Source organism: Aeromonas aquatica, from assembly GCF_000764655.1.
Classification (GTDB): Bacteria; Pseudomonadota; Gammaproteobacteria; order Enterobacterales; family Aeromonadaceae; genus Aeromonas; species Aeromonas aquatica.
Window position 1 is genome coordinate 17,308 of record NZ_JRGL01000012.1, and the last position, 25,437, is coordinate 42,744.

Genomic DNA, 25,437 nt, shown 5'->3' on the forward strand with positions numbered 1-25,437 from the left:
TTGCGAAAGCGCGGCCCCTATCTTTATCTGCCGTTTATCAAGATAGCCATCGTTTGTCCCGTCATTCGCTCCCCAGCCATCACTTCCTCTGCTGAATTAAAATGGACTGGCATATCTCGCCGCCACGGGCTCATCGCTCAGCGGATGGATGAAGTCGACTCTCTTTTCCCTGCTTTCATTTTTTTGCCGTAGTTAGAACGGACTGGCAGATCGCGCCGCCATCGGCTCACCGCTCACCGGGTGGATGAAGTCGAGCTCGCTCGCGTGCAGCATCAGCCTTGGGGTGTGTGCTGTGCCTGGCAGCACCATGCCGCCATAGAGATCGCAGCCCAGGATGGGATGCCCCAGCTGCTGGCAGTGGATGCGCAGCTGGTGGGTGCGGCCGGTCTCGGGCACGAGCCGCACCCGGGTCAGCGTCAGCGGTTCATCCTGCTCTTGTTGGCGGGTGAGCCGCTCTTGCACCCGATAGCGGGAGCGGGCGGGCTTGCCGCTTTGAGGGCAGATCTTCATCAGCGGAAACAGCGCCGGATCCTTGGCGATGGGGGCGTCGATCAGTCCCTCGTCTTCGGCCAGGTGGCCGCAGAGCAGGGCGCTGTACGCCTTGGCCACGGCGCGCTGGCTGAACTGGTGACAGAGCTGGGCGTTGATGGCCTTGTTCCTGGCCACCACCATGAGGCCCGAGGTGCCAAAGTCGAGGCGATGCACCAGGGTGCACCCGGGGAAATCCTGTACCAGCCGATAGTGCACCGAGTCGAGGTTCTGCGGGTTCTTGCCCGAGAGGCTGAGCAGGCCGCTCGGCTTGTCGATGATCAGCAGGTGTTCATCCTCATGGAGGATCCCGATGCTGGCGTGGCAAGGGGGGGCGATAAAGGTGTCGACGATGGCAGACATAGGGCGCACGGGCTGGAAAGGGGGGGCGATCATACTCGAACCGGCTGCTCGGGGCGACTCGGCTGTTTGCGCCGTTCGATGGGATAAGCGGGGATAATTCGTTCAACAGCTTGATAATTCAGTGGTTTAAAAGTGGGAAGGGCGCCGTTTTGTGACCCCTTCCCGAGTTCATCCGGGGCTTGCTTGTTAAGGTAGGGCTCCCTGTCATGTTGTAAGGAGTCTGTCCATGGCGTTGCCCGTTATGCTTGATTGTGATCCCGGCCACGATGATGCCATCGCCCTCATACTGGCGCTGGCGAGCCCCGAACTCAAGGTGCTGGCGGTCACCACCAGTGCCGGCAACCAGACGCCGGACAAGACCCTCAACAATGCCCTGCGCATCCTGACCCTGCTCGGGCGTGACGATATTCCGGTGGCAGCGGGGGCGCCGAAACCCTTGGCCCGCGAGCTTATCATCGCCGACAACGTCCACGGCGAGTCGGGCCTCGATGGCCCCAGGTTGCCGGATCCTGCCTTTGCCCCGCAAGCCATGACGGGCCTCGAATTGATGGCCAAATCCCTGCGCGAGAGCCCGGAGCCGGTCACCCTGGTGCCGACCGGCCCGCTCACCAACATCGCCCTGCTGCTGGCGGCGCATCCCGAGCTGCACCACAAGATAGGCCGCATCGTGCTGATGGGGGGCGCCGCCGGGGCGGGCAACTGGACCCCGGCGGCGGAATTCAATATTTATGTGGACCCGGAAGCGGCCGATATGGTGTTCAAGTCCGGCATCCCCATCACCCTGTGCGGGCTGGATGTGACCCATGAGGCCCAGGTGATGGACGGGGATATCGAGCGGGTACGCGCCATTGCCAATCCGGTGGCCCAGTGCGTGGCTGGCTTGCTCGACTTCTTCATGATCTACCATAGGGATCCCAAGTGGGGATTTGCTGGTGCACCGCTGCATGACCCCTGTACCATTGCCTGGTTGCTGGCTCCCGCCCTGTTTCACGGGGTCGAGTGCCGAGTCGATATCGAAACCAGTGGCGCACATACTACCGGCATGACGGTGGTGGATCGCTACGGCCTGACCGGCAAACCGGCCAATGCCTTGGTGTTGCTGGGACTGGACCGTGCGGGCTTTATCGATCTGCTGGTCGAACGACTGCGGGCTTTTGGCTGACCGCCATTGCATTATTGAGAGAAGGGATGGGAAATGTACAAATCGTCGCTGGCACTGCTGGCCTGCGTACAACTGACGGGGTGCGCCACGCCATTCGAGTCGATGTGGCAAGGGCTGGCAACCTGTGATCTGGATCAGCTCCATCTCGACAGCGAGACGGGTGAGCCATCCCATCCGCAGCTCAAGACCTTCACCCCCGACAAGGTGACGGACGGCTTCGCCTGGTACAAGACCCATCAGGAGTTGCACGGCCTGCCCATCACCGGGTTTCTCATCCCGGCCTCGACCTTCGAGGTGCACGCCCTCTTCGTCGATACCCCCATCGCCAACGCGCGCCGGCTGACCCACAACGCCTATGGCAGCGAGTTCAGCGATGAGCGCAAGCATGATCTGGGGGAGGCTCCTCTGCTGCTGCGGGATCCCAACAACCCCAAACGCACCATCATCGACTGCACCAAGGGGGAGTCGTCGGAGCCGCTACCGGAGGAGCCGTTCCCGGAGGAGTAGGCGCCGGGGCGAGCATCGCTACGACCAGAGACGAGAGAGGGGAGCCATGGCTCCCCTCTCTGTTTATGTTCCCCAGTCACCGGTACGGCAGGGGGCTGTTCATCATTCAGGGATAATCCAGCGTCTGTTTGATAACGGGCAAATTGGCGGCGATCCAGTCAGGGTTGAACGATGCTCCCCGGTCGCTGACACGACAATGAGCCGCCCGCGTTCTGTATTCAGGGATAGCCGAGCGTTTCCTTGATAACGGGCAGATTGGCGGCGATCCAGTCAGGATTGATGGGCCCCCAGTCGCTGATGCGATAGTGGCCCTGCAGGTGGCGCGCCCCCTCGGTCTGCTCGAAGGCGCAGAGGATGTCGAGCTCGGCCAGGGCGGCCAGGGTGTCCTGAGCGGTGCGCCGCGGCATGCCGGTCGCCGCCATGATGGCCGGGATGGTGTCGGTGCCCTGGCTTATCAGGTGGGCGACATAGAGCCGACGGTAGAAGCTGGTGCGAGTCTTGCTCGGCTCTGTCATTGTCTATCCCCGAGATTTGCCTGGCTGACCGGACAAGCCGCCATATGCCATCGCAGCAGGCAGCTGGCGCCGTTTTTGCCTGAGTCGATCATATCTCGTCCTCGAGACGGTCGAAGTAGCGCCAGGTCGCGATGGCGGCCTTGCCCATCACCAGGGCCCAGATGCCGAACCAGAACCAGCGGAAGAAGCTCCAGGTGGAGGCGTCGGGCTGGGTGCTCTCGATCTTGGTGACGTTGGGGAACAGGGAGAACATGTTCACGCGCCAGCCGTAGGAGGTGATGATGGCGAGGCGTTTCTCGAACTCCATGGACTTGGCCTTGGCCTGGACGTCGGCGGCATTGAACTTGAAGTAGAAGGGCCAGCCCCAGAGGGTATCCTCGTTGCGGAACACCCGGATCTTCTCGCCGGGGCGCTCGGTGTAGATGTAATAGACATCGACTGTAGGGCCATCGGCCGGGTTCTTCTGGCTGATGGGGCCGTCCTTGTCGGTGCGCTTCACCTCGACCCCGGTGATGGTGGCGATGGTGTGCTCCGGCAGATAGAAATCGAGCCAGAGCGCGGAGAGCAGGGCGACGAGGCCCAGGGCGATAAAGGCGGGTTTCTTGAACTTGAGGCTCATGGTGTTCTCTAGGTGAGGGGGAATGACGTGCCTCTACCATACCCATATTTAAGCATGGCGCCCAGTCCCTAATGGCACCTTAAAATCAAAAGAGTCATTTAAAACGAAGAGAAGTCGGGGGCCACAGAGACCCGGGCCCAGGGTACGGGGCCCGAGCGTCACCCCAAGGGGCGATTACAGCTGGAATTGGGACAGTTGCTTGCGTTGCTGCTCGGCGAGCTGTGACAGTTCGTGACTGGCGGCGGCGCTCTGGCTGATGCCCGCCACGTTCTGGTTCACTATCTCGTGGATATTGGTGATGTTGCGGCTGATGTCGGCGGTGACGCAGGATTGCTCCTCGGCGGCGGTGGCCACCTGGGCATTGGCGCCGTTGATCTGGTTGACCGCCTGGGTGATGCCGCCGAGCAGCGCCTGCACCTCGGCGGAGAGTTGCTGGTTGTGGCTCAGGATCTCGAGGGTCTCCTGCACCCCGCTGTTGGCCGACAGGGACTGGCTCTGCAACTGCTCTATGATGACCTGGATCTCCTTGGTGGAGTCCTTGGTGCGGGCCGCCAGCAGGCGTACCTCGTCGGCCACCACCGCGAAGCCACGGCCGGTTTCACCGGCGCGCGCGGCCTCGATGGCGGCGTTCAGGGCCAGCAGATTGGTCTGCTCCGAGATGCCCTGAATGACTTCGATCACCTTGCCAATCTGCTCGGACTGGGACTTGAGCCGCGCCACCACGGCGGCGGCGCTCTCCAGGCTCCCCGCCATCCGGCTGTTGGCCTGGATGCTCTTGGCGAACAGCGCCAGACCCTGTTCGACTCGGTTGTTGGCGTCCCGCGCCAGCTCGTCGGCGAGGGCGGCGTTGTGGTTGACGTTGTCGGCGGTGCTGGCCAGCTCGGTGACGGCGGAGGCGACCTGCTCGGTCTCGCTGCGCTGCTGCTGGGCATTGGCCTCGGACTGGTTCATGACGGCGGCGAGCTCGGTGGCGGCGGACGCCACGTTGCCGCTGATGCCGGTCAGGGTGTGGATGGTGCTACCGAGCTGCGTCAGGGTCTGGTTGATGTCTTTGGCGAGCTGGCTCAGCTCGTTGTTGCCCTCGGCTTTGGCCCGCACGTTGAACCTACCCTGGGCGACGGCGCGCATCACCTCCTGCAACTGGCCGATGGGACGCACTATCTGGCCGGACAACCACCAGCCACCGAGCAGCGCCGCGAGCAGGGTGCCTCCCATCAGCAGCAGAGTCCGCAGCAGGGTGGCGTGGTAGTGCGCCTCTTCCTCGGCAATGTCGGCCAGGATCAGCTGATTGACGTGGGCCGACATGCTGTCGATCTCCTTGATCAGCTGCTCCCCCAGATCGCGAAAGCGCAGCCGGGACTGTTCGTAGGCGGCGCTATCGCCGTTCCCCTGATATTGCCGGGCCAGCAGCGGCAGCATGTTGTTGCGGGTGTGGCTGAGGTAGGCCTGCAGGGCCATGGCCACCTGGCGATTGTCCTGCTCGGCGCCGGTTATCACCAGCCGGGCCAGGATGGCGTCTATCTCCTGCTCGGCGGCATCGAGCGCGCTCGGCAACTGGGCAAAGCGCTGCTGATCGTAGAGGCCATAGATGGCATTGGTGCGCAGCCGGTAGGTCGCGTGGATCAGGGCGGCGATGTCGTCCTTGTGACGGGTGACGCTGGCGGTGGTCTGATTCATGTCTCCGATGGCGCTGTCTATCTCCTGCTTGCTGATCCCGACCATGAGGATCATCAGCAGGCTGGCAAGCAGTAGGGGGATGAGAACTTGAAGACGGATAGACAGGGTATTCAACGACATGAAAAATCCTAACCCAAAAGAGGAGTGAAACGGCATCTTACACAGGCGCGACAAGGGCTGTCACAGGGTTTTTATGGTTGAAACCGGACCGGGGGAAAAGGTTTTTTCTTGTGTTAAAAGAGTGTGATAGGCAAGATCACCGGGTTATTGGCATGGAGGTGTAGTGTGTCTGACTGGATTGATCCCGCCATTCTGGCGTTATTTGTTCCCACGTTCTTTTTTGTCTCTGTCACGCCGGGCATGTGCATGACCCTGGCGATGACCCTCGGCATGAGCCTGGGGGTGCGCCGCACCCTGCACATGATGTGGGGGGAGCTGATCGGGGTCGGACTGGTCTCGGTGCTGTCGGTGGTCGGGGTGGCCGCCGTCATGCTCAACTACCCGGCGCTGTTCTCGGCGTTCAAGTACGTGGGGGGCGCCTATCTGGTCTGGCTCGGCATCCAGATGTGGCAGGCGAAGGGCAAGATGGCCATCCCGGCGGACTTGTCGGCCGGGCAGGAGACCAAGCCGCTTGGCCTGGCGCTGCAGGGCTTCGTCACCGCCATCGCCAACCCCAAGGGCTGGGCCTTCATGGTCTCCCTGCTGCCACCCTTCATCAATGCGGCCAAGCCGATGGCGCCGCAGATAAGTGCCCTGGTGACGCTCATTCTCGTCATCGAGTTCTCCTGCCTGCTGCTCTACGCCAGCGGTGGCCGCACCCTGCGCCACTTCCTCGCCAAAAGTGGCAACGTCACCCTGATGAACCGCATCGCCGGCTCCCTGATGCTGTTTGTGGGCGTTTGGCTGGCCTTCGGCTGAGAACCTGTTCACGATCTTGCTGCAAGGCCGTGATCAAGGCTCATGTGCTGCTCGCCTATGTGAAAAAAATGGCTCACGTATCTGTATACGCTCCGGTTCCTGCGCTGCTCTTCACCTTGCTGACAGCCTCTCGTGACAGGTCGTGAACAGGTTCTGATGGCGCGAGCCATGCAAAAAGGCCACCTCTTGGGAGGTGGCCTTTTTTGTGGGCGGCTGGCGCCTCTGACTAGTCGGTCAGGCAGTCCGGATCGAATACGTATTCCCCCGCCAGCCAGCGTAGGATCTCGTTCACACAGCTCTGATCCTGGAACGGCAGGTAGCGAGCCTTGAGGTGGATCACCTGCTCCGGGGTGAGCTGGGCCAGGCCGATGTCCTGGAACAGCGTCAAGTCGGCCTGGATCATGGCGGAGATCTGCGGGCCGCAGGTGGCATTGAGGGAGGCGTGCAGCGCCTTGTCCGGATCGTACTGCCTGCCGAGCTTGTAGCACACCGGCAGGGTGGCGAGCGGCAGCACGGAGAGCGCGGCCTGCTTCATGGGGTTGACCGCGTGGCCGGCCACCAGATCGGCCAGCTCGGTGCGGTTCTCGAAGGCGCGCAGGTGCAGGAAGCTGCTGGCCTTGCTGCCGTCGTTGACCGGGTAGTTGTCCCACAGGAAGGGCTTGCGGTGCAGCCAGTCGGCGGCCTGCTTGAGGTGCGTCGCCGGGTATTCGCTGGAGCAGACCTTGGGGCCGGTCCAGAAGATGTCGAAGCGGCGATCCAGCCCCTGGCCGAGATCCGTCAGATAGTGGGGGGGCATGGCGCCGAACACCTTCTCCAGCACGGGATCCGTGGAGTAGTAGCTGGGGCAGAACAGCAGCCGGCTGGCCTGGGTGTGGGCCGCGATGTCGTGGGCCATGGTGAGCTGCCAGTGGGCGAGATCCGGGGTGTCCCCCTTCATGTCGTCAAACAGCACCGCCAGGATATCGGGCTTGAGCTCCTGCTCGATGACTCGCAGCTTCTCCAGCAGGGCCGGGCGCTTGTGCGCGTAGTCGTGATGGGCGCCCATGGGGCTCAGGCCCACCCCGAAGGCGAGGCCGTTGTCACGGCACTGCTGGGCGAGGCGACGCAGATCGTCGAGCTGCTGTGCGGGCCAGGGCTGGGCCCAGTGCTTGCGCAGATAACCATCTTCTTTTGGCGCGTAGATATAGAAGCCGTAGCCGTGGCGGGGCAGCCACTGGGCGTAGCGGGCGCGGGCGTCCCAGCTCCAGCCCTTGCCGAAGAAGCCCTCGATCAGGCCCAGTTTGGGCGAGGGAGGGGTGAGATCTGACAACAGGGTTTGGTAAGGCATAATCGACTCCCTTCTCGCTGAAAACCTGTTCACCGTCTTGCAAGAGGCCATGAATCAGGAATATGTGCTGCTCTGAACCTTATTATCACTACAACGCGCGGTTGCTGCGCTGCGTTCACCCCATGCTGGCCAGCTGGCGCTGGGTGGCTTTTATTCAAGATGACCTAACGCCGATGCTAGACAGGGTCCTCTTCCAGGAAGCGAACCCCTATCTTGCGTGGCTCACCCTCTTCCATCTCCGCCACCGTCCAGAGCAGGCCCTGCCAGGCGAAATGGTCACCGACCACCAGATTATCGCCCAACTGCCCGGCGATAAAGTTGCCGAGCGTCTGATCCGCTACCTCGCTCACATCCAGCCCGTACAGCGGGGCGAGATCCGCCAGTCTGGCGGCCGCCTCCAGCAGGAAGTCACCGAAGAAGCGCGGGCCCAGATCCTGCTCGGGAGCCTGGCTGAACAGCTGGCCGAGGGCGGGGAGATCCCGCTCGTGGCCGATGACGCAGAGGATGTCGTCCGATTGCAGGCGGGTACTGCCCGAGGGGTGCAACAGCTCCTGCCCCCGGAACAGGGCGCAGATACGGGTGCCCTCCGGCATGCGCAGCTCCCGCAGGGGGGAGCCGATGCACCACTTCTCGGCGCTCAGGCGATAGACGAAGGTCTCCCACTGGCTGTCGAGATCGATCTCGAGCCCGGATCTGTTGATGGGGGAGGGGGGGGCCGGCACCTCGACACGGGCCAGCCTCGAGGCCAGCGGCAGCGAGCTGCCCTGCAGGATGAGGGAGACCAGCACCACGAAGAAGGCGACGTTGAAGTAGAGCTGGGCGTTGGGCAGCCCCGCCATCATGGGGAAGACCGCCAATATGATGGGCACGGCGCCGCGCAGGCCCACCCAGGAGATGAACCAGCGCTCGCGGGGGGCGAAGTTCTTGAACGGCAGCAGGCCGACCCAGACCGAGATCGGGCGGGCGAACAGTATCATCCACATCGCCAGAGCCAGGGCTGGCAGGGCGATGGGCAGCAGCTCGCTCGGATTGACGAGCAGGCCGAGCACCAGAAACATGCCGATCTGGCTGAGCCAGGTCAGGCCATCCAGCACCGACAGCGTGGTGCTGCGGCTGCGCAGGGAGAGGTTGCCAAGCAGCAGACCGGTGAGGTAGATGGCGAGGATGCCACTGCCCCCCACCGCCGTGGTGAGGGCGAAGATCAGCAGGCCACCGCTGACGGTGAGCAGCGGATAGAGGCCGGGGGCCAGCTTGGCGCTGTTGATGAGGCGCCACAGCAGCCAGCCACCGCCGAGGCCAATACCGGCCCCCATGCCAAATTGCTGCAGCAGGTGCAGCAGCAGGAAGCCGGTATCCAGACTCTGCTGGGCGGTGGCCAGCACCTCGATCAGGGTGACGGTGAGGAACACCGCCATGGGATCGTTGCTGCCGGACTCTATCTCCAGGGTGGCGCTGACCCGCTCGTTGAGGCTGCGGCCGCCGAGCAGGGAGAACACCGCCGCCGCATCGGTGGAGCCGACGATGGCGCCGATCAGCATGCCCTGCATCAGGTTGAGGTCAAACAGCCAGGCGGCGGCGAAACCGGTCAGGGCCGTGGTGATGGCGACTCCGACGGTGGCGAGCGACAGGGCGGGCCAGAGCGCGACCCGAAACGAGGAGACCCGGGTCTTCATGCCGCCATCGAGCAGAATGACAGCGAGCGCCAGGTTGCCCACCAGATAGGCGATGGAGTAGTTGGCGAAGTGAATGCCGCCGGGGCCATCCTCACCGGCCAGCATGCCGACGGCGAGGAAGATGACCAGAATGGGAATGCCGACGCGAGAGGAGAGCGTGCTTAACAGGACACTGCATCCCACCAACAAGGCACCGATAAAGAAGAAATTGTTGATGGTGGTGGCATCCAATGGCGAACTCCTCGTAGCGATCCGCAAAAACAGGCACATTATATGCAGTTTGGACCCCTTTGTGTGGCTTAATTGTGCATCAATTTGCAGTTTTTTACGTTTACCGTGCTGTTTTTACGCAGGGAAGGCGATCGGTGCCAAGGCGGTAAAACACCAACAGTGAGTGGCAATTGGCCCTAGGTTTAGGGCCCAAAAGCGGCGGGTTCCCCCTGGTGGGGAGTTGGCTGGCAAGGGGGTGAGCAGAAGGGGTAAAAAAGAAGCAGGGGCGCCGGCAGGGCCCCTGCGGGGTAGATCAGTCGTCCTCGTCGTCTTTGACTTCCCGGATCTTGTCCTTGTATTTGGGCAGTTGCTTCTCGAGCCGCTTCATGTCCTTGATGGCATTCAGAAACAGGCCAAGCAGGAACAACAGCGGCAGGCCTATCCATAACCACACACTCATCGGATTCTCCTTTCGGCGTGACTGGCAGTGACATAACGGGCCAGGATCTCGTCGAGATGAGCCAATACGCACGCCTTGCCTTCAATATCCGCCTGTTGCAGGCAAAGCGCCAGCGCATCCGGATCCAGCTGCTGATCGGCCGACTCCAGGGCGAAGCTGATGTGCCAGGGTTCAACGGCGACGCCGCTGCCGCCGAGGGGCTTGGCAAAGGGCAGGAAGAAGCCGAAGTCGTTCATGTGATCCCCGAGCCAGGCGCTCAGATCCCTGAACCAGCCGCCCTCCTCATACTCCCAGGGCTCCAGCGCCAGCCTGGTGCCGGTGGGCAGGCAGTCGGGATCGTAGATGTCGAGATCCGTGCCCCAGTGGTGACGGCTGGTGCCGGGCAGGGCACTCCAGCGCAGGATGGCGTGCAGCCGCTCGGTCTCCGTCAGTTGCAGCGCATCCAGCGGTTGGTTGTTGGCGTCCAGCAGGGGCCGTTCGCCGCGCCATTTGCCATTCCAGATGGCGAGCTGGCGTTCGAACCCGCGCCAGCTGGAGGCCGCCTGCAGGTTGTGACCCTGATGGGCGGCGGCCACCTGCATGTCGTTGAAGGCCGCCGCGGTGGCGGCGGTCAGGCGGTGGGGGCCGCGCCCCACCAGGATGAGGTGGCTCTCGTCGAGCCCCAGCAGCTGATCCTGGGTCATGCTAACAACCGCTCCAGCACCCCTTGGTACATGTCCGCCAGCAGATCGAGGTCCTGGGCCTTCACGCACTCGTTCACCTTGTGAATGGTGGCGTTGACCGGACCAAGCTCGATCACCTCGGCACCGGTGGGAGCGATGAAGCGCCCGTCGGAGGTGCCACCCGTGGTGAGCAGGGCCGGCTGTTGGCCGTTGACGCTCTCGATGGCCCCCACGGCCGCCGCCAGCAGCTCGCCGGTGTCGGTCAGGAAGGGCTGGCCGGAGAGGGTCCACTTCAGCTCAAAATCCAGCCCGTGACGGGTCAGCAGGGCCTCGACCTGTTCGCGGATCGCACTATCGGTGAGCTCGGTGCTGAAGCGGAAGTTGAACTGCACGTGCAACTCGCCGGGGATGACGTTGGAGGCGCCGGTCCCGGCCTGGATGTTCGCTATCTGGAAGCTGGTGGGCGGGAAGTAGGCGTTGCCCTGATCCCAGACGGTGCTGGTCAGCTCATCCAGGGCGGGGGCCGCACGGTGGATGGGGTTGTCCGCCAGATGAGGGTAGGCCACGTGACCCTGCACCCCGCGCACCACCAGATCCCCGGTGATGGAGCCGCGCCGGCCGTTCTTCACCACGTCCCCCACCAGGGCGGTGGAGGAGGGCTCGCCGACGATGCACCAGCGGATCTTCTCGTTGCGCGCCTCCAGGGTGTCGATGACGCGCACCGTGCCGTTGATAAAGGGACCCTCTTCATCCGAGGTGATGAGGAAGGCGATGGAACCTGAGTGATCCGGGTTGGCAGCCACGAAGCGTTCGGTGGCTACCACCATGGCGGCGAGCGACCCCTTCATGTCGGCGGCGCCGCGGCCGTACAGCATGCCGTTCAGGATAGTCGGCTCGAACGGTGGGGTGTGCCATTTGTCCAGCGGCCCGGCGGGCACCACATCGGTGTGGCCGGCGAAGCAGAACAGGGGGCCTTCGCTGCCACGGCGGGCCCAGAGGTTGGTGGTGTCCTCGAACACCATGGGTTCGATGACGAAGCCCAGACGCTCGAGGCGCTCCGCCATCAGGGTCTGGCACCCTTCATCCAGGGGGGTAATTGAGGGGCGGCGGATCAGATCCTTGGCCAGTGCGATGACATCCGACATCGGCGTTCCTTAACAGAAAAGTTTAACGAGAGAAGAGGGATTGGTAGTGGTCTGCCTTGAACCCCAGGGTGAGCTCGCCATCGCGATCCAGCAGCGGGCGCTTGATCATGGCGGGCTGGGCCAGCAGCAGGGCACGGGCCTTGCTGTTGTCGAGCCCCTGCTTGTCTTCATCCGGCAGGGCGCGAAAGGTGGTGCCGCGGGTGTTGAGCAGGGCTTCCCAGCCAAGCTGGTTCAGCCAGCCGTCCAGCTGGGCTGGCTCCAGGCCATCGGCCCGGTGATCGTGAAAACGGTAGTCGACACCGGCCTCGTCCAGCCACTTGCGGGCCTTCTTGATGGTGTCGCAGTTCTTGATGCCATAGAGGGTGGTGGCCATGGGAGGTCCTTTAGCTGCGGGCAGGGGCCCTGAATCAACGAAGGCCCGATTCTGGCATCCCGATCCCGCGATGGCAACGGCGACGCCCCGTTGCCGGGCTTTTTCTGCCGCCAGTCCGACTGCCCATGGGCCGCCAGGAAACAGAAAACGCGCCGGGTGGCGCGTTTTTTAGGGTTTGTCTCTGAGGCCAGGGCTTATGGCGAGAGAGGCCACTGGTAATCGAATACCCGGGCACGCTCCCAGGGGGCGTCCGGCAGGCTGGAGGAGAGGCCTGCGTACTTGCCCACGTCGTCCACCACGATGGCGGAGAGGGTGGGCAGCTCGTGTTCGGTGCAATACATGCGGATGCGTTGCAGCAGGGTGCGCAGCTCGTCCTGGCTGCCCTCCAGCCCGGCCTGCCTGGCCAGCTTGGAGTAACGAATGGTGGTGCGCTCCTTTGCAGACTCGATGAGGATGTCCCACAGCTTGTAGTCGCAGTGGATGCTCTCTGCGGTGGCCTGGTTTGTCATAACTCTCTCCGGTGCGAAATGGTCGCCTTGTGTCGACGGGCATCTTGGCCAGTTCACCCCCAACGGACGTTGATCCAGAGCAAAAAAAGTGGAGGTTGCGGGGCTTGGCGCTATGCAACTGGATCTTAATGCGCAGAGGTCAAATTTAACGACTGGTTTTTGTGATTTAGTTGGTGTTTTATTCTTTAAATGTGCATTCAAGCCATCTTTATTGATGGGGATCAAGGGAGAAGACGGGATCGACCACTAGATTCCGCCCCTCGATATCTTAACAGGAGCGCATTTTGGAACTCTTATTCGTCTCGTTCGTGCTGATGGCCGTGATCTACGGCATCGTCAAGGACTACAACCCGCAGGCCGTGCTGGCGCTGGCGGGGATGAGCCTCTTCACCCTGGCCTACTGGCTGGGGCTGCACCCCATACTGCCCGCCGACAAGAGCACCGGCTTCGCCCTGTTCGACCTGTTCGAGGTGTTCAAGGGGATCTTCTCCTACCGGGCGGCCGGGCTCGGCCTCACCATCATGGCGGTGGCGGGCTTTGCTACCTACATGTCTCACATCGGTGCCTCCCAGTCCCTGGTGCGGGTGGCGGTCAAGCCGGTGGCGGGCATCCAGTCCAGCTACCTGATGCTGGCGATCTGCTACCTGGTGGCGGTGTTCGTCTCCCTGTTCGTCACCTCGGCCACTGGCCTCGGCCTGCTGCTGATGGTCACCATGTACCCGGTGATGCGCAACCTCGGCATCAGCCCGGCCTCCGCCTGCGGCGTCATCGCCACCTCCCAGGCGTTCGAGATTGGCCCGACCCAGACCAACGCCATCTTCTCCGCCGGCCAGTCCGGCCTGGATCCGACCAGCTACTTCGTGGATTACCAGATCTGGCTGGTGGCCCCCATGCTGCTGGTGACCATGGTGCTGCACTTCTTCTGGCAGCGGCACTGTGACCGCCAGGATGGCTGGGATCCGGCCCTGCACCGCGGCGATCACGCCGAGCTCGACGAGCAGGGGACGGCCGAGGTGAAGGCGCCGACCTGGTATGCCTTGCTGCCCATCATCCCCTTCGTGCTGATGATGACCTTCTCCAAGCTCCTGGTGGACGACATCAAGATGAGCGTGGAGGTGGCCATGTTGCTGTCGGTGTTCATCGGCATGCTGTGCGAGCTCTTGCGTAGCCGCTCGGTGCGTACCGCCTTCGCGGGTCTGTCGAGTTTCCTCGACGGCATGGGCAAGGTATTCGGCCCCGTCGTGGCGCTCATCGTCTGCGCCGAACTGTTCGCCGAGTCCCTCAAGGCCATCGGCGCCATCGACACCCTGCTCCATTCCGCCAGCAACGCCGGCATCGGCAGCGGCCTGATGACCCTGGTGATGGTGGGCCTCATCATGGTGGCGGCGGTCATCATGGGCTCCGGCAACGCCGCCTTCCTCAGCTTCTCCACCCTGGCCCCCGCGGTGGCGGCCAAGTTCGGGGTCCCCGCGGTGACCATGCTGCTGCCGATGCAGCTCGCCTCCAGCATAGGGCGCAGCATCTCCCCCATCGCCGCCGTGCTCATCGCCTGTGCCGGCATCGCCAAGGTCTCCCCCTTCGTGGTGGTGAAACGCACCAGTGTGCCCATGGCCGGCGCCCTGGTGACGGCGCTGGCGCTTAACTACCTGCTGTTTATGTAATCCGTGGGCGGACGATCCGTCCGCTCTTTTCACGCGACCGATGGCTGGGAGGCCCGCCTTCCCAGCCCATGGAGACGATGATGACAGACTCACGCAACGGTTTTTCCCTGGACGCCTATCTGGCGGATCTCGCGCCGCTGATCAATCTCGATTGCGGCACCCGCACCCCGGCCGGGGTGGCCAGGGTCGCCGACATCATGACCGAAAAATATGAGGCCATCGGCTGGCAGGTGGTGCGCCACCAGTTTGCCGATGAGTGCGGCCCCTGCCTCGAAATCACCAATGCCCCCGGCGCCAGCCACTATGACGTCATGCTGGTGGGTCACATGGACACCGTCTTCCCGGAGGGGACCGCCGCCAAACGGCCGCTCAAGATCGAGGGCGATCAGGCCTTCGGCCCCGGCGTCTCCGACATGAAGAGCGGCCTGCTCTCCACCTGGTATGCGCTCAAGGCCCTGGATCCGGCGGTGCTTGCCGGGTTGAAGGTGCTGGTCTGCTGCAACTGCGACGAGGAGATTGGGTCCCCCTGGTCCAAGGAGTGGCTGGTAGAGAAAGCCAAGCAAAGCGCCTGCGTGCTGGTGGCCGAGGCGGCTCGCCCGAGCGGGGATCTCATCAGCGCCCGCAAGGGCAACGCCAAGTACCGCATCCGCTTCCACGGCAAGGCCTCCCACGCGGGCTCCGCCCTGGCCGAGGGGATCTCCGCCATCACAGAGCTCGCTAATTGGGTGCTGGCCATCAACGAGCAGGTCAACCTGGAGACCGGCACCACCATGAACGTGGGGGTGGTGCAGGGGGGGACCGGGGTCAACGTGGTGCCGGACTTCGCCGAGGCCATCGTCGACTTGCGCTTCTGGAGCAACGACGAGGCGGCCGCCGTGCACGAGCGGCTCGGCTTCATGGCCAACAACCCCTTCCTCACGGGTTGTCGGGTCGAGGTGGATCGCCAGACCTTCAAGCCGGCGATGCGCCCCAATGGCGACACCGAGGCCCTGATGGCGCTGGTGGAGGCTGCGGCGGCTGAGGAGGGGATCCCCTTCAACTGGCTGGAGGCCGGCGGCGGCTCGGACGCGAACTTCACCGCCGCGGCCGGGGTGCCGTCCCTTGACGGCTTCGGCCCCATGGGGGGGGGCTTCCACTCTGAGAGCGAGTTCCTGCTGCTGGAGAGCATAGCGCCACGTATTCGTCTGCTTACACGCGTATTGACCAAGCTAGCGCGCTGAAAAATCGCATCAAGGCAGTGCAAACGGGAGGCCCAGGCCTCCCGTTTTTTATGGAAATTGGATGGTCTGGAGCTGCCCTAATTGACCAGATGACTCGCGCCTAACTGACCAGATGGCTAGCGTCTAACTGATTAGACGGCTAGCGCCTAACTGACTAGATGGCTCGCGCCATCTTCCGCCAGATAGGCGAGGTGATCCTGCCGCGCTACCCGCCAGCCGTTGAGGGGGATCGGCGCAGCAAACCCTGGCCCGTCGGTCACCATGCTGTGGTACTCCCCCTGCTCGCCGCAGGCATCGAACCCCTGTCGCGCCGCCAGCGCCTGCAACTCGGCGAGGCTGGCGGCATCCAGCGCCCTCCCCACCCAGTCGGGGGTCAGCACCCGGCTATCGACGCAGGAGAGATGAGCCCGGATGCCGCGGGCCAGCAAGTCCGCCAGCAGTACGTCCCTTGGCTGTTGCCAAAGGGGTGTATGCACTTTGAGCCCGAGCGGCTGGCAGCGGGCGCGGATCCAGTTATCGGCACCGCCCACGCTGTCGATGTCGCCGGTGACCACCCCCTCTATCGCCCACTCCCGCTGCAAGCTGACCAGCGCCTGCTCGTAACTCTGCTCGAAGGGCGCTGCTATGGTCACCAGTTGATGGGGCAGGCCGAGGGCCTCGGCCTGGCGCCGTACCAGCGGCAGCGGATGGGCGAGGAAGCGGGGATTGGGCGGGGCGAAGGTGACCAGGGCCACCACCTGATGGCCCTGATCGCGGGCATGGCAGAGCGCCTGCATGGCATCCTTGCCGCCACTCCAGAGCGCGATGACGCGAGACATGGTGTGATTCCAAAGGGGAAAGAGGAGGCATGCTACCCGCCCAAGGGGGCCTTGGCAAAATCCGTAGGGCGGGCGCAGAGGGCAGAAAAACAACAGGCCTCGCAAATGGAGGCCTGTTGAGTGGCATCAGGAATGCCGATGGGTTTGAAAGAGCGTCACAGCAGTATGCTGGTCAGCACATAACCCAGGCTGCAGGAGGTGGCGACCCCGATCAGGCCCGGAATGATGAAGCTGTGGTTGATGATGTACTTGCCGATGCGGGTGGTGCCGGTGCGGTCGAAACCGATACAGGCCAGATCGCTCGGGTAGGTCGGCAGCACGAAGTAGCCGTAGCTCGCCGGCAGGAAGGCGATCAGCAGCTTGGGCTCGACCCCCAGCGCCAGCCCCATGGGAGCGATGGCGGTGAGCGCGGCGGCCTGGCTGTTCACCAGCTTGGAGATGAGGAAGAGCACCAGGGCATAGGTCCAGGGCTGGGCCTGCACCACGTGGGCCAGGGTTTCTTTGAGCAGCGGCATGTGGGCCTGGAAGAAGGTCTCGCTCATCCAGGCGACCCCGAACACCGAGAAGATGGCGACCATGCCCGCCTTGAACACGGCGCCGTTGGAGATGTCACCCGGCTTGACCTTGCAGCGCATCAGGATCACGGCGCCAGCGATCAGCATCATCATCTGGATCACCAGGTTCATGGAGAGCGGGCCGGTCTTGTCCTTGATGGTGAACACCGGACGCAGACCTTCGTTGGCACCGAGCAAGACCACGGCGGCGATGGCGGCGAAGAAGATCCAGGTCGACCAGTAGGCCTCTTTCGGGAACTTGGTGTTGAGCAGGGTTTCACCGCCGCCGTAGATGAAGGCGCGTTGCTCGGGATCCTTGATCTTGGCCTGGAACTCCTCGTCCTTGTCCAGATCCTTGCCGCGGCGCAGGCTCCACAGGGCCGCGACTATGACGCCGGACAGGGAGGAGGGGATGGCGATCATCAGGATGTCCAGCAGGCTGTAGGCCTGACCTATGCCATGGCCGGCCGCCAGGATGGAGACCATGGAGACCACGGCCACCGACACCGGCGAGGCGCAGATCGCCATCTGGGAGGCAACGGACGCCACCGCCATGGGGCGTTCCGGGCGGATATTCTTCTGCAGCGCTATGTCGGAAATGATGGGGAACATGGTGTAGACCACGTGGCCGGTGCCGCACAGGAAGGTGAGGGTCCAGGTGGTGAGGGGGGCCAGAATGGTGATGTACTGCGGGTGGCGGCGCAGCAGGCGCTCGGCAATCTGCATCATCAGGTTGAGGCCGCCTGCGGTCTGCAGGGTGGCGGCGCAACCGATCACCGCCAGTATGGTGAGCATCACCTGCACCGGTGGCTCACCCGGGGTGAGGCCGAACACGAAGGTCAGCAGGAACAGGCCTATGCCGCTGATGAGACCCAGTCCCATGCCCCCGAAACGGGTACCCAGCAGCAAACAGCCGAGTACCACCATAAATTCCATGAAGATCATTCCATTACCTCGTGTGATTCGGTCCATGAAGGCGCAGCGCCCAGGACGACATTGTTTGTTGTTATTTGCCCCTAAAGGGTTAGTTGTTATTCTGCCTACCCTAAAGGGGTAAAAATTTGAGGTACTTCAACAACCCATGTTTTTTCGATTTAAGTGCATAAAAACTACGGTTCTGATGGCTGGTTCGGGGGAGAAAAGGCGGGCGGAGGCGAGAAAAGAGGGGAACTGTGCGGATGGGCATGCCGGCGGCGGCGTCCGGGAAGCAATAAAAAAGCCGACCCTGAGGTCGGCTTTTTACGATTTTCGCGTGATACTCGCGGCTTAGAACTCGGCGGTGCGAGGGGTACGCGGGAAGGGGATGACGTCGCGCACGTTGCCCATGCCGGTCACATAGACCACCAGGCGCTCGAAGCCGAGACCAAAGCCGGAGTGCGGCACTGTGCCGTAGCGACGCAGGTCGCGATACCACCAGTAGTCTTCCTTGTTCAGACCCATCTCGGCCATGCGTTGATCGAGCACCTCGAGGCGCTCCTCACGCTGGGCACCACCGATGATCTCGCCGATCCCCGGGGCCAGCACGTCCATGGCGGCGACGGTCTTGCCGTCGTCGTTGAGGCGCATGTAGAAGGCCTTGATGTCTTTGGGGTAGTTCTTCACCACCACAGGGGACTTGAAGTGCTCCTCGGCCAGATAGCGCTCGTGCTCGGAGGAGAGATCGATGCCCCAGGAGACCGGGAACTCGAAGGTCTTGCCGCAGTTTTTCAGCACTTCGATGGCGTCGGTGTAGTCGATCTGGGCGAAGTCGGAGGCAACGAAGCGCTCCAGACGGCCGATGGCGTCCTTGTCGACGTGCTGGGCGAAGAACTCCAGATCGTCGCGGCGCTCGGCCAGGACGGCGTTGAAGACGTATTTCAGCATGGCTTCGGCCAGGGCGGCGTTGTCTTCCAGATCCGCGAAGGCAATCTCCGGCTCCACCATCCAGAACTCGGCCAGGTGGCGGCTGGTGTTGGAGTTTTCGGCGCGGAAGGTCGGGCCGAAGGTGTAGACCTTGGACAGGGCGCAGGCATAGGTCTCGACGTTGAGCTGACCGGACACGGTCAGGAAGGTCTCCTTGCCGAAGAAGTCCTTGTCGTAGTCGACCTTGCCTTCGGGCGTGCGCGGCAGGTTTTCCAGATCCAGAGTGGAGACCCGGAACATCTCGCCGGCGCCTTCGGTGTCGGAGGCGGTGATGAGCGGGGCGGCGATCCACAGGTAGCCTTCTTCGTGGAAGAAGCGGTGAATGGCCTGGGCCAGGCAGTTGCGCACCCGGGTCACGGCGCCGACCACGTTGGTACGGGCGCGCAGGTGAGCCTGTTCACGCAGGAACTCGATGCTGTGACGCTTGGCAGACATGGGGTAGGTATCCGGATCTTCGACCCAGCCCACTACCTTGACCTCGGTGGCTTGCAGCTCGAAGGCCTGACCGCTGCCCTGGGATTCGGCAACCACACCGGTCACCTCCACGGAGCAAGCGGTGGTCAGACGCAGCACTTCATTCTCGTAATTGGCCAGGGTATTGGGGACGACGGCCTGTACCGGATGGAAACAGGAGCCATCGGATATGGCCAAAAATGAGATCCCCGCCTTGGAATCACGGCGGGTCCGGATCCACCCTTTGACTGTCTGGGTGGTGCCAACCGCATACTTACCGGTCAGCACATCTACTACGGATGCGTGCGTCATCGAAATATTGTCTCCAGCTTGTTCTTGCAGCGCTATTTGCAACACTAGGGGTCTGGCCGGGGCATGAAGAGCCCTGGCTGGCAGACTAAGCCGTCAATCTTACCCGTGGGGGTTTGATAAAACCAAGCAAAAATATCGGTCGTTTGCGGGGTTGTCGGCCCGGATCGCTCGCGAGGCGAGCCGTAAAAACAGGGGGCGAGCAGGGCGGCGCACAGGCAGGCGCCTTACGGGGCCTGGCGAGAGCCCGCAGGCGGTGACGTTCTCCCGCTCAGCCTTGGTTTTTCTTGTCTCGCTCCGGGGAGATGGGGCGCTTGCCGAGCTGGCGCTCCACGCTGTCGAGCATCTGGTTGTAGGCCAGTGCGACCCGGCCTATCTCGTCCCCCTCGTCCCCCTCGAGCCGATGACCGAAGTCGTGGCGATCGGTGGCCTCCTCCATGGAGCGGGTCAGCTGGTTGAGGGGGCGGACTATCCAGGTGCGGATGACCCAGAGCGTCAGCAACAGGCCCAGCCCGAAGATGACGGTGAGGCTCAAGGCCGAGGTGAGGATATTCTGCTCGACCCGGGTAAAGAGAGTGTCGAGGGAGTAGTCAAAGCGCACCGCCCCCAGCACGCTATTCTCCGGCACCTGATGGCAGCTGGTGCAGTCGGTGCCGCGAAAATCTTTCTGGGCCAGCAGCGGGCGGGTCACCACCAGCTTGCTGTGCATGCCGTCGTTGACCACTTCCACACTGGCCTTGCCCGCCAGCGCCAGGGCATCGAATCTGTCCTTGGGTGCCTCGGTCTCGCGACCCGGTCCGTACTGCTTGTTGACGGCCGCGCCGCGCACTATGCGGGCGTCTTCCACGTGGGCGTGCTCGAGGAACTTGCTGCGCAGGGTATCGCGGGCCGCCATCTTGTCGGTCAGCATCAGCATGTTGAGGCCGTCGAAATAGGCCTCGATCTGTTCGTGGCTCTGCTCCTTGATGAGGGTCAGGATGAGGTCACGCTCGCGTACCGCCTGATAGGCTGCGGAGAACACCAATACCATGGAGAAGATGAACAGCAGGAAGAAATGGATCTTGGCAGTGATGGAGAGGCGCATGGGGCTGGTACATCTGTTGGGTCAAACCCACGCAGTCTACTCTTCTGCCCTGTCGGGTTTTGATGGATCGCTCACATTCTGATGAAAAAGAGCCAAAAGGCCCTGCACTCCCATGCAGGGCCTGTTCATGCTGGCTCAGTAGTCGCCGCTGGCGATGGCCTGGGTGATGGCGGTGGTCAGCACGGTTAATTCCGACGGGGAGATGACGAAGGGGGGCATCAGATAGATGAGCTTGCCGAAGGGCCGGATCCAGGCCCCCAGTTCGACAAACTTGCGCTGGATGCGCGCCACATCGACCCGCTCCTTCATCTCCACCACCCCGATGGCGCCCAGCACCCGCACATCTGCAACCAAAGGGTTCAGGGTCAGCGCCACCAGCTCGGTTCTGAGCTGATGCTCGATGGCGCGCACCCGCTCCTGCCACGGCGAGGCCAGCAGCAGCTCGATGGAGGCGTTGGCCACGGCGCAGGCCAGCGGATTGCCCATGAAGGTCGGCCCGTGCATGAAGACCCCCGCCTTGCCGTCACAGATGGTGCGGGCGACCCGCTCCGTGGTGAGGGTGGCGGAGAGCGTCAGGTAGCCGCCGGTGAGTGCCTTGCCCAGACACATGATATCGGGGCTGATGCCCGCCCAGTCGCAGGCGAACAGCTGGCCGGTACGGCCGAAGCCGGTGGCGATCTCGTCGGCGATGAGTAGCACCCCGAACTCGTCGCACAGGGCGCGCACCCACTGCAGGTAGCGGGGGTGGTAGAAGCGCATGCCGCCGGCCCCCTGGACGATGGGTTCGAGCACGATGGCGGCGATTTCCTCGTGATGATCCGCCATCAGGCTGGCGAGCTCCACCACGCACTCCTCGTTCCAGTCGGCGTGGAAACGGCAGCTCGGCGCCTCCACAAACAGCTGCTCGGGCAAGAATCCCTGGTAGAGCTCGTGCATGCCGCCATCGGGGTCGGTGACGCTCATGGCGCCGAAGGTATCGCCGTGATAGCCGCCGCGCAGGGAGAGGAACCGGGATCTGGGGGTGCCTTTGGCATGCCAGTACTGCTGGGCCATCTTGAGCGCCACCTCCACCGCCACCGAGCCGGAATCGGCAAGGAAGACCCGATCCAGGCCGGCCGGGGTGATCTCCACCAGCTTGCGGCACAGCTCGATGGCGGGGGCATGGGTCAGGCCGCCAAACATCACGTGGGACATCTTGCCGAGCTGAGCGCTCGCCGCCGCATCCAGCTCCGGCACCTGATAGCCGTGAATACAGGCCCACCAGGAGCTCATGCCATCCACCAGCTCGCGGCCGTCGCTCAGGGTGAGGGTCACGCCTTTGGCGCTGGCGACCTCGTAGCAGGGCAGGGGCTGGGTGAGGGAGGTATAGGGGTGCCAGACGTGGTGCAGGTCGAATTCTTGGTTGGTCATTTTGTGTTCTGTTGTCAATGTTATTGATCTGGTCGGTGTTGACAGTCTACGCGCGCTCTCTACACTAGCCAACAATTTCAGCCACTTGGCTTCGCACACTCAGGATTGCGTGCGAGGCATGGCGGCGGGTTCTGTGGTCGCTCATCCGGGATGGGCGGCGCAGGATCCCACTTATAACAATCGGAAGCCATGTATGAATGCTCTCACTCTGGGGGGTCACGCCCTTCGTCACGACTGGACCCTCGCCGAGGTGCAGTCGCTGTTTGCCCTGCCGTTCAACGATCTGCTGTTCCAGGCCCAGACGGTGCACCGCGCCCATTTCGACCCGAACGAGGTGCAAGTGAGCACCCTGCTCTCCATCAAGACGGGCGCCTGCCCGGAGGATTGCAAGTACTGTCCCCAGAGCGCCCGCTATCACACCGGCCTCGAGACCGAGCGGCTGATGGAGGTGGAGAAGGTGCTGGAGCGGGCCCGGGAGGCCAGGGCTAACGGCTCGTCGCGCTTCTGCATGGGGGCCGCCTGGCGCAATCCCAAGGAAAAAGACATGCCCTACATACTGCGGATGGTCGAGGAGGTGCGGGGGCTCGGCATGGAGACCTGCATGACGCTCGGCATGCTGACCGCGGATCAGGCCGCCCGCCTCGGCGCCGCCGGGCTCGACTACTACAACCACAACCTCGACACCTCGCCGGAGTTCTACGGTGACATCATCACCACCCGTACCTATCAGGACAGACTCGATACCCTGGAACACGTGCGCGGCGCCGGCATGAAGGTCTGTTCCGGCGGCATCGTCGGCATGGGGGAGCAGGCCAAGGACCGCGCTGGTCTGCTGATGGCGCTGGCGAACCTGCCGCGCCACCCGGAGAGCGTGCCCATCAACATGCTGGTCAAGGTGAAGGGGACGCCCCTGGAAAACGAAGAGAACCTGGACTCCTTCGAATTTATCCGCACCATCGCCGTGGCCCGCATCATGATGCCGGGCTCCCACGTGCGCCTCTCCGCCGGGCGGGAGAAGATGAACGAGCAGATGCAGGCCCTGTGCTTCATGGCGGGTGCAAATTCGATTTTTTATGGCTGCAAGCTGCTGACCACGCCGAACCCGGACGAGAGCACCGACATGCAGCTGTTCAAGCGGCTCGGTATTCGCCCCGCCCAGCGCGCCCAGAAGCCCGATGAGGTGCAGAGATTGGAACTGGAAGCGGAGCTGCTGGCTCAGGTGACACGGGAGCCCGCCGGTGACGAGCTGTTCTATGATGCCACCCGTCAACGCGCGGCAGTGCAATCTGCTGTGAAATCCGCATGAATATCGTCACTTCCTCTGATAAATCGGGGCCTTTCGCCCTGAGTGACGCCCTGGCCGAGCGTGAGCGTAATGACCTGCTGCGCCGACGCACCCCGACCGAGGGCGCCACCGGGCTCCGGCTGCGGGTCGGGGGGCGCGAGTACCTCAACTTCTCCGCCAACGACTACCTGGGGCTGGGGGGCCATGAGGCCATCAAGGCTGCGTTCAAGGCCGGGGTCGATCGATATGGCGCGGGATCCGGTGCCTCCCCCCTGGTGACCGGCTACAGCCGCGCCCACCAGCAGCTCGAAGAAGACCTCGCTCATTGGCTGGGACTGGAGGCGGTGCTGCTGTTCAACTGCGGCTTCTCCGCCAATCAGGCGGTGCTGAAAGCCTTGCTCGGCAAGGATCACCTGCTGTGGCAGGACAGGCTCAACCACGCCTCCTTGCAGGAGATGGGCAGCCAGCTGCCCTGCAAGATGAGGCGCTTTCCCCACAACGACATGGACGCGCTCGAGCGGCAGCTTGAACCGGGCCGTGGCCTCATCGTCTCCGAGGGGGTGTTCAGCATGGACGGGGATCAGGGGCCTTGGGCAGCACTCAGCCGCCTCGCCGCCCAGAGCGGCAACTGGCTGATGATCGACGACGCCCACGGTATCGGGGTGCTCGGGCCAGAGGGGCGCGGCACCCTGGCGGCGCAGGGGGTGAGCCCGGCTTGCGTCCACATCCAGATGGGTACCTTTGGCAAGGCGCTCGGGGTGGCCGGGGCCTTCGTCGGCGGTAGCCGTGAGCTGGTGGACTATCTGGTCAACTTCGCCCGTCCCTATGTCTACAGCACCCATATGCCCGCCGCCCAGGCCTGCGCGGTCAGCCAGAGCCTGGCGCTGGTACGGGTTGCCGATGAGGCGCGTGATCAGTTGCGGCAGCTGATTAGCCGCTTCCGGCAGGGGGCCAGCCAGCTCGGCTGGCGGCTTGGGGCGAGCGAGACCCCGATCCAGCCGTTGCTGGTGGGGGAGAGCGCGCCTGCGCTGGCTTTGAGCGAGCGGTTGCGTGAGCGCGGCCTCTGGGTCGGTGCCATCCGTCCGCCCACTGTGCCGGCGGGCACGGCGCGGCTGCGCATCACTCTCAGCGCCGCCCACAGCGAGCAGGATGTCGATCGCCTGCTCGATGGCTTGGGCCCTTGCCAAGGAGCAGCCCTCTGCCCGGCCCCTGCCGGGGAGTCTTCCCATGCATGATCCTCAATCTCGGGACGCCTTTCAGCGGGTCGACAAGGTGCAGCTGGCGCGCCGCTTCGGCGCCGCCGCCCACCGGTACGACGCCCATGCCCAGTTTCAGCAGGAGGTGGGGCAGGCCTTGCTGGCCATGATGCCGGCCGGCTCATCTCTGACCGGTGCCTTACCCGAGGCCGGGCTGGATCTTGGCTGTGGCACCGGCTTCTTCCTGCCTGCGCTGGCCGATCGCTGCCAGCGGCTGCACGGGCTGGATCTCGCCCCCGGCATGCTGGCGCAGGCGGCCCAACGGGGCTGTGGCGCCCTGCTGCTGTGCGGTGATGCGGAGCAGTTGCCCTTCGCCGACCAGAGTCTGGACTGGGTCTTCTCCAGCCTGGCCCTGCAGTGGTGCGAGCGCCCGGCCCAGGCCTTCGCCGAGCTGTGTCGGGTGCTCAAGCCTGGCGGTCAACTGCTGTTCTCGACCCTGCTCTCGGACTCCCTCTGGCAGCTGCGTGAGGCCTGGCGCACAGTTGACGAGCGTCCTCATGTCAATCGCTTCCTCAGCCTGCCACAATTGCGCCGCGCCCTCAGCGACGGGGGTTTCCCCGCCCCGGAACTGGCGTGCCAGACCTGGTCCCTCGCCTACCCGGAGCTCAACGGCCTGCTGCGGGATCTCAAGGGGATAGGCGCCAGCCAGATCAACGACGGACGCCAGCCCGGTCTTGGCAATCGTCAGCGCCTGCTGCGTCTGGGGGAGGCCTATGAGCAATATCGTCAGCCGAATGGCCTGCTGGCCGCCAGCTACCAGGTCTGCCTCGGACGACTCGTTCGTCAATAGAAGGCCGGCTTGTTCGTCAGAAGGCCGGCTGGTCCGTCCATCAGCGA

At 63.6% G+C, this 25,437-nt stretch carries 24 protein-coding genes; 8 read left to right on the forward strand and 16 right to left on the reverse strand.

Features of this window, described 5'->3' with window-relative positions; translation table 11 throughout:
• Positions 1-192: 192 nt before the first annotated feature.
• Positions 193-924 (reverse strand): RluA family pseudouridine synthase, encoded by a 732-nt coding sequence (locus LG30_RS0103120; RefSeq protein ID WP_193354247.1) that lies wholly within the window; start codon positions 922-924, stop codon positions 193-195.
• Positions 925-1,117: 193 nt separating this feature from the next.
• Here LG30_RS0103120 and rihA point away from each other — a divergent pair, with 193 nt between their 5' ends.
• Positions 1,118-2,053, forward strand: coding sequence for a pyrimidine-specific ribonucleoside hydrolase RihA (rihA, locus tag LG30_RS0103125; protein ID WP_033129256.1), 936 nt, complete (start codon positions 1,118-1,120; stop codon positions 2,051-2,053).
• 33 nt (positions 2,054-2,086) lie between these two features.
• Positions 2,087-2,560 carry a hypothetical protein gene (locus LG30_RS0103130; protein WP_033129257.1) on the forward strand — a complete coding sequence of 158 codons (474 nt, stop codon included), beginning with the start codon at positions 2,087-2,089 and terminating at the stop codon, positions 2,558-2,560.
• Between the two features lie 218 nt (positions 2,561-2,778).
• Here the strand turns inward: LG30_RS0103130 and LG30_RS0103135 are convergent, their stop codons facing one another.
• From LG30_RS0103135 to LG30_RS0103145, 3 genes are all read right to left on the reverse strand, one after another.
• Positions 2,779-3,075, reverse strand: coding sequence for a winged helix-turn-helix domain-containing protein (locus LG30_RS0103135; RefSeq protein WP_033129258.1), 297 nt, complete (start codon positions 3,073-3,075; stop codon positions 2,779-2,781).
• 88 nt (positions 3,076-3,163) lie between these two features.
• A complete protein-coding gene (locus tag LG30_RS0103140; RefSeq protein WP_033129259.1) occupies positions 3,164-3,694 on the reverse strand; it encodes a DUF1523 family protein in 531 nt (176 codons plus the stop codon).
• Between the two features lie 174 nt (positions 3,695-3,868).
• Positions 3,869-5,491, reverse strand: a complete 1,623-nt coding sequence (locus tag LG30_RS0103145; RefSeq protein ID WP_033129260.1) for a methyl-accepting chemotaxis protein — start codon at positions 5,489-5,491, stop codon at positions 3,869-3,871.
• Between the two features lie 165 nt (positions 5,492-5,656).
• On the opposite strand from LG30_RS0103145, the gene LG30_RS0103150 reads away from it, so the two are divergent.
• Complete coding sequence (locus LG30_RS0103150) at positions 5,657-6,289, forward strand: LysE family translocator (RefSeq protein ID WP_033129261.1); 633 nt, start codon at positions 5,657-5,659, stop codon at positions 6,287-6,289.
• A gap of 226 nt (positions 6,290-6,515) precedes the next feature.
• Here LG30_RS0103150 and LG30_RS0103155 read toward each other — a convergent pair whose 3' ends face one another.
• From LG30_RS0103155 to LG30_RS0103180, 7 genes are all read right to left on the reverse strand, one after another.
• Positions 6,516-7,616, reverse strand: coding sequence for a beta-N-acetylglucosaminidase domain-containing protein (locus LG30_RS0103155; protein ID WP_033129262.1), 1,101 nt, complete (start codon positions 7,614-7,616; stop codon positions 6,516-6,518).
• A 176-nt stretch (positions 7,617-7,792) separates the two neighbouring features.
• Complete coding sequence (locus LG30_RS0103160; protein WP_033129263.1) at positions 7,793-9,520, reverse strand: potassium/proton antiporter; 1,728 nt, start codon at positions 9,518-9,520, stop codon at positions 7,793-7,795.
• A 292-nt stretch (positions 9,521-9,812) separates the two neighbouring features.
• Entirely contained in the window at positions 9,813-9,959 is a 147-nt protein-coding gene (locus LG30_RS22470; RefSeq protein WP_152598999.1) for a hypothetical protein, read from the reverse strand.
• Positions 9,956-10,642 carry a M15 family metallopeptidase gene (locus LG30_RS0103165; protein WP_033129264.1) on the reverse strand — a complete coding sequence of 229 codons (687 nt, stop codon included), beginning with the start codon at positions 10,640-10,642 and terminating at the stop codon, positions 9,956-9,958. The genes LG30_RS22470 and LG30_RS0103165 overlap by 4 nt, the downstream gene beginning before the upstream one ends.
• Complete coding sequence (gene dapE / locus LG30_RS0103170) at positions 10,639-11,766, reverse strand: succinyl-diaminopimelate desuccinylase (protein ID WP_033129265.1); 1,128 nt, start codon at positions 11,764-11,766, stop codon at positions 10,639-10,641. Before dapE ends, LG30_RS0103165 begins: the two co-directional genes overlap by 4 nt.
• A 22-nt stretch (positions 11,767-11,788) precedes the next feature.
• Entirely contained in the window at positions 11,789-12,139 is a 351-nt protein-coding gene (locus LG30_RS0103175) for an ArsC family reductase (RefSeq protein ID WP_033129266.1), read from the reverse strand.
• A 194-nt stretch (positions 12,140-12,333) separates the two neighbouring features.
• Positions 12,334-12,648, reverse strand: coding sequence for a hypothetical protein (locus LG30_RS0103180; protein WP_052100822.1), 315 nt, complete (start codon positions 12,646-12,648; stop codon positions 12,334-12,336).
• 284 nt (positions 12,649-12,932) lie between these two features.
• Between LG30_RS0103180 and dcuC the strand changes: the two genes are divergently transcribed.
• Complete coding sequence (gene dcuC / locus LG30_RS0103185) at positions 12,933-14,309, forward strand: C4-dicarboxylate transporter DcuC (RefSeq protein ID WP_033129267.1); 1,377 nt, start codon at positions 12,933-12,935, stop codon at positions 14,307-14,309.
• Between the two features lie 80 nt (positions 14,310-14,389).
• Positions 14,390-15,529 (forward strand): M20 family metallopeptidase, encoded by a 1,140-nt coding sequence (locus LG30_RS0103190; protein WP_033129268.1) that lies wholly within the window; start codon positions 14,390-14,392, stop codon positions 15,527-15,529.
• A gap of 146 nt (positions 15,530-15,675) precedes the next feature.
• Here LG30_RS0103190 and LG30_RS0103195 read toward each other — a convergent pair whose 3' ends face one another.
• From LG30_RS0103195 to bioA, 5 genes are all read right to left on the reverse strand, one after another.
• The gene (locus tag LG30_RS0103195; protein ID WP_033129269.1) at positions 15,676-16,347 is read right to left on the reverse strand and encodes a Dph6-related ATP pyrophosphatase; all 672 of its coding nucleotides are present in this window, start codon (positions 16,345-16,347) and stop codon (positions 15,676-15,678) included.
• A 155-nt stretch (positions 16,348-16,502) separates the two neighbouring features.
• On the reverse strand, positions 16,503-17,846 hold the full coding sequence (locus LG30_RS0103200) for an anaerobic C4-dicarboxylate transporter (RefSeq protein WP_033129270.1): 1,344 nt from the start codon (positions 17,844-17,846) through the stop codon (positions 16,503-16,505).
• Positions 17,847-18,167: 321 nt separating this feature from the next.
• Positions 18,168-19,568: an asparagine--tRNA ligase gene (gene asnS, locus LG30_RS0103210; RefSeq protein WP_033129272.1), complete on the reverse strand. Its 1,401-nt coding sequence runs from the start codon at positions 19,566-19,568 to the stop codon at positions 18,168-18,170.
• Between the two features lie 268 nt (positions 19,569-19,836).
• A complete protein-coding gene (locus tag LG30_RS0103215; protein WP_033129273.1) occupies positions 19,837-20,649 on the reverse strand; it encodes a HAMP domain-containing protein in 813 nt (270 codons plus the stop codon).
• Between the two features lie 135 nt (positions 20,650-20,784).
• The gene (gene bioA / locus LG30_RS0103220; RefSeq protein WP_033129274.1) at positions 20,785-22,059 is read right to left on the reverse strand and encodes an adenosylmethionine--8-amino-7-oxononanoate transaminase; all 1,275 of its coding nucleotides are present in this window, start codon (positions 22,057-22,059) and stop codon (positions 20,785-20,787) included.
• Between the two features lie 193 nt (positions 22,060-22,252).
• On the opposite strand from bioA, the gene bioB reads away from it, so the two are divergent.
• The 3 genes from bioB to bioC are packed head-to-tail and all read left to right on the forward strand — an operon-like array spanning position 22,253 to position 25,390.
• Positions 22,253-23,365: a biotin synthase BioB gene (gene bioB / locus LG30_RS0103225; RefSeq protein ID WP_033129275.1), complete on the forward strand. Its 1,113-nt coding sequence runs from the start codon at positions 22,253-22,255 to the stop codon at positions 23,363-23,365.
• Positions 23,362-24,579, forward strand: coding sequence for an 8-amino-7-oxononanoate synthase (gene bioF / locus LG30_RS0103230; RefSeq protein ID WP_033129276.1), 1,218 nt, complete (start codon positions 23,362-23,364; stop codon positions 24,577-24,579). The genes bioB and bioF overlap by 4 nt, the downstream gene beginning before the upstream one ends.
• Positions 24,572-25,390 carry a malonyl-ACP O-methyltransferase BioC gene (bioC, locus tag LG30_RS0103235; RefSeq protein ID WP_033129277.1) on the forward strand — a complete coding sequence of 273 codons (819 nt, stop codon included), beginning with the start codon at positions 24,572-24,574 and terminating at the stop codon, positions 25,388-25,390. The genes bioF and bioC overlap by 8 nt, the downstream gene beginning before the upstream one ends.
• Positions 25,391-25,437 lie beyond the last annotated feature (47 nt).